Raw genomic sequence first — 4047 nt, 5'->3', positions numbered from 1 at the left:
GCAGGGTTTCACTGGGGTCTTATTCCCGCAAGGAAAAAACATGCTTCTTCAATCTCTTTTATCTGTGTCAATCTGTGTGATCTGTGGGCTAAAAACTCTTTTCTTTATTGGGTTGCGGGCATGGCCCGCTTTAGATATTTGCCATGTGACATGGGGACTCCTCTCCCAGCCCTTGTTTTCTAAGCCTGTTTTCTTACATTAATAGAATACAAGGGCTGGGGTGCCTGTCTCCCGCTTTTCTTAAAAAGGGCTAAACTGTTACGAAAAACCTTTGTTCATGAGTGCTAGCAGACTGTTATGCTGTGCTTGCAATTTTGCAGGTTATAGGTAATGCTGGGGACACATACAAAGGGCACAGTTGGTCAGATTATTTTGATCAACTGTTCACTTAAGCTCCGGTAATAAGATCATAAAATGTAACATTTCAACAACTTACTTTAGGAGAATTCTAAATGGAAGACCACGTCAAACAAGCTCTGGAGATTGTAAAGGCCCAGGCCAGTGTACGGAATATGACTGAAGAAGAAATCAACTCCATGATTCGATCCCTGTCCCAGGGGATAAAAGAGGCTTCACAAGGAGTGACCGAGTCACAGGCCGAACAGGAGCAGCAACCAGCCATCGATCCAAAAAAAGCTATTAAAGAAAAGAGCATTACCTGCCTTGAGTGCGGCAAATCTTTCAAGGTTCTTACCAAGAAGCATTTTGCCAAACACGATATGACTACAGAAGAATACAAGGAAAAGTGGGGCTATAAGAAAAATCAGTCCCTGATAGCAAAATCCCTGGCCCGGGAGCGCAAGAAAAAAATGCAGGATATGGAACTGTGGAAGAAGAGAGTGATGAAGCCGAAGGGTAAAATCCTTGGTTAAATATGGCCAAAAATAAAAAACAAGATATTCTGGACGCTTCTGCAGAGCTGTTTGCCTCCCAGGGTTTTGACAACACCACTACGCTGATGATAGCTAAAGAGGCAAGGGTCACAGAACCTTTGCTGTATTATCATTTCAAAGGCAAAGAGGATATCTTTTCAAAGATCATCCATGATGTTTTTAAGGAATATGCTCAGGCAATAGAGGACTTGCCGAAGAATACGGATACAGAGTTTGAAAAGCTAGCCAATCTGATCCGCTTTCATATGCATATTGCTGAGAAACGTCCAAGGGAGGCCAGACTGCTCTTGGCTAACTGTCCACTGAAACTATTGCAAAGAAATCATGCCTGTAAAGAAATCATGGAATCGCAGCATGAGATTGTTCAAGGGTATATACAGCAATGCCTGGAGGCAGGAAATGCCAAAGGTGAGTTTGATGCCCAACCAGTGGATCATATGGCCATAATTCTATTCAGCCTGGTTAATGAGATTTTACGCAGAAAGACTTTTTGCAAAGACGATCCTTGGCCTGACGAGGATGCTGTGATCGATTTTTGTAAGCGGGCCTTGATCCGGCTGTAATCACAGCTATATCAGCCAGGAATACATTGTGTAGTCTGCAAGGTTGGCATTCGAGGACTATGGCACGTAGTCTAGCGTGAAGTTTCAGTTATTTTTATTACCATACCCAAACCTGCTTGGAGCAACAATGTCACAAAAACCCGCTTCGAAAGAATTTTCCATCCCCTCCCCAGAACAGTGTCAGGATCTGTTAACAAATGCACCCATAGGTATCTTCACATCTACGCCGGAGGGCAAGTTGCTCTCTGTCAACCCGGCCATGGCCGCAATATTCGGGTATGAATCAGTGCAAGATATGCTGGAGTCGGTTACAGACATTGCGTCAGAACTATATGCCGATCCTGCTGACAGGGAAGAGATTGAACGTCTTTTGAGCGAAAGGGGCGAATTGGTCAATTATGAATGCCGGATGAGCCGCAAGGACGGTTCCATAATCTGGGCATCTAGAAATGCCATGGCAGTACGGGATAAGGAAGGAAATATTGTCCATTACCAAGGGTTTGTTTCGGATATAACAGAACGTAAACAGGTAGAAGATGATCTTCGTGAAGAGGCTGCTCGACGGCATATGCTTGTTGATCAGTCCAGGGACGGGATCGTTGTTTTAAATGAAGATGGAAGCGTCCATGAAGCAAACAGGCGCTTTGCTGATATGCTTGGATACACTCCCGAAGAGGTCCAGAAACTTCATTTATGGGACTGGCAGTCCCATTACAGTCGTGAACAACTCCTTGAAATGCTGCTAAAAGCCGGCATAGAAGGAGAGCACATCAAAACACATCATAGAAGAAAGGACGGCACACTACATGACGTTGAGATCAGCGCCAACGGAGCCGTGATAGGCGGACGAAAACTCATATTCTGCGTCTGTCGAGACATCACTGAGCGCAAAAGAACTGAAGAAGCTCTTCGGGAAAGCGAGGAAAAACATCGTCGACTTTTCGAAACCATGGCCCAGGGGGTTATTTACCAGGCTGCCGACGGGACCATCATTTCGGCCAACCCAGCTGCAGAGAGAATACTGGGGCTCTCTTTTGAACAAATGCAGGGCAAGACCTCCATGGACCCGCGCTGGAAAATGATCAAAGAAGACGGCACAAAAGTTCCCGGCACTGATCATCCGGCCATGATCGCCCTGAAGACCGGTGAATCTATCGGACCAGTGGTCAGAGGCGTGTTTCATCCGGACAAGAACGCCCACATCTGGTTGTCCATTACTGCTATCCCCTTGTTTCATCCCGGAGAATCAAAGCCCTTTCAGACCTATGCCACTTTTGAGGACATCACCGAGCGTAAACAGGCAGAAGATTTTTACAGAGAAAGTACAGAACGGGCAAAGATGCAGCGTAATTTGATTGCCCAAATGAACTTTGAAGATACAATTGTAAACAGCAGTGTTGATGATGCATTGAAGATATTAACTACCAGACTTGCTGCGACTTTGCAGGTTGACAGGGTCAGTGTCTGGATGCTTTCGGATGATAACAGAAAACTTTTACGCCGGATGTTGTATGACGCAGTCTCTGGTATTGATTCACAAATAGAGGTATTGAAGACCGCCGACTCCCCATCATATTTCGAAGCAATGCGCAAAGACTGCCAAATAGATGCTGACGATGCTCAAAACGATATGCGTGCCAAGGAATTGACCGAGCATTATTTTATCCCTTTGCAGATTACCTCTTTGCTGGACTCAGCTATTCAGCAAAATGGGCGTTTAATAGGTATTTTATCTGCCGAGCATCGTGGCCCTATTCGAAAATGGCATACCGATGAAAAATCCTTTTTAACTGCTATGACAAATCTGGTGGCACAGCTATTTGCCAATGCAGAGCGCAAGCGGGCCGAGAAGGCCCTTATTCATTCACGAAACCTTTTATACTATATTGTGGAGCATATGCGAAGCGCTGTTGCCGTTCATGATCGTGACTTAAATTATATTTTCGTAAGCCAACGCTACCTTCAGGATTTTAGGGTCCAAAACAAGGATATCATTGGCAGGCATCACTATGAAGTGTTTCCAGACTTACCTCAAAAGTGGAGAGAAGTTCATCAGAAGGCTCTTGCAGGAGAGATATTAAGTGCTGAGGATGACCCATATTACAGGGCAGACGGCAGTGTAGATTGGACACAGTGGGAGTGCCGGCCTTGGTATGAACAGGATGGATCTGTCGGTGGAATCATTATATATACCGAGGTGATCAATGAACGTAAACAGGCAGAGGCCGCCCTGCTTGCAGCCAAGGAGCAAGCCGAAGCCGCCAATCAGGCTAAATCAGAATTCCTGGCCAACATGTCTCACGAACTGCGTACGCCCTTCAATGGCATCATGGGCATGATGCAGCTTTTACAATACACAGACCTGGATGATGAACAGCAGGAATTCGTCAATCTGGCTATTAAATCATCTGATAGGTTTACCCGCCTGCTTTCGGATATTCTGGAAGTGTCCAACATAGATGCAGGAAAAATGATCATCTGCCCTGCAGAGTTCAGCCTCCAGGAACTGCTTGAGTCCTTATCCGGTCTGTTTTCGGCTGAAGCCCGCCAAAAGGGACTCGCCCTGGAATTATTCATGGATCCTGATGTTC

4 protein-coding genes are annotated in these 4047 nt (G+C 45.6%); all 4 read left to right on the top strand.

Annotation, left to right across the window (positions count from 1 at the left end):
- The coding region (locus QZP87_RS09375) for a hypothetical protein (RefSeq protein ID WP_291322658.1) at positions 1–202 on the top strand (202 nt) is incomplete at its 5' end.
- Positions 203–452: 250 nt separating this feature from the next.
- Positions 453–872, top strand: coding sequence for a MucR family transcriptional regulator (locus tag QZP87_RS09370; protein WP_291322657.1), 420 nt, complete (start codon positions 453–455; stop codon positions 870–872).
- Between the two features lie 2 nt (positions 873–874).
- Positions 875–1456 (top strand): TetR/AcrR family transcriptional regulator, encoded by a 582-nt coding sequence (locus tag QZP87_RS09365; RefSeq protein WP_291322656.1) that lies wholly within the window; start codon positions 875–877, stop codon positions 1454–1456.
- A 127-nt stretch (positions 1457–1583) separates the two neighbouring features.
- Positions 1584–4047, top strand: a 2464-nt coding sequence (locus QZP87_RS09360) for a PAS domain S-box protein (RefSeq protein WP_291322655.1), incomplete at its 3' end; no start/stop codon positions are given.

This window comes from Desulfonatronospira sp. (assembly GCA_003563255.1).
In the GTDB taxonomy this organism is placed as follows: domain Bacteria; phylum Desulfobacterota; class Desulfovibrionia; order Desulfovibrionales; family Desulfonatronovibrionaceae; genus Desulfonatronospira.
The sequence above is the reverse complement of the archived record's forward strand: the minus strand, read 5'-3'. Positions and strand labels throughout refer to the sequence as shown.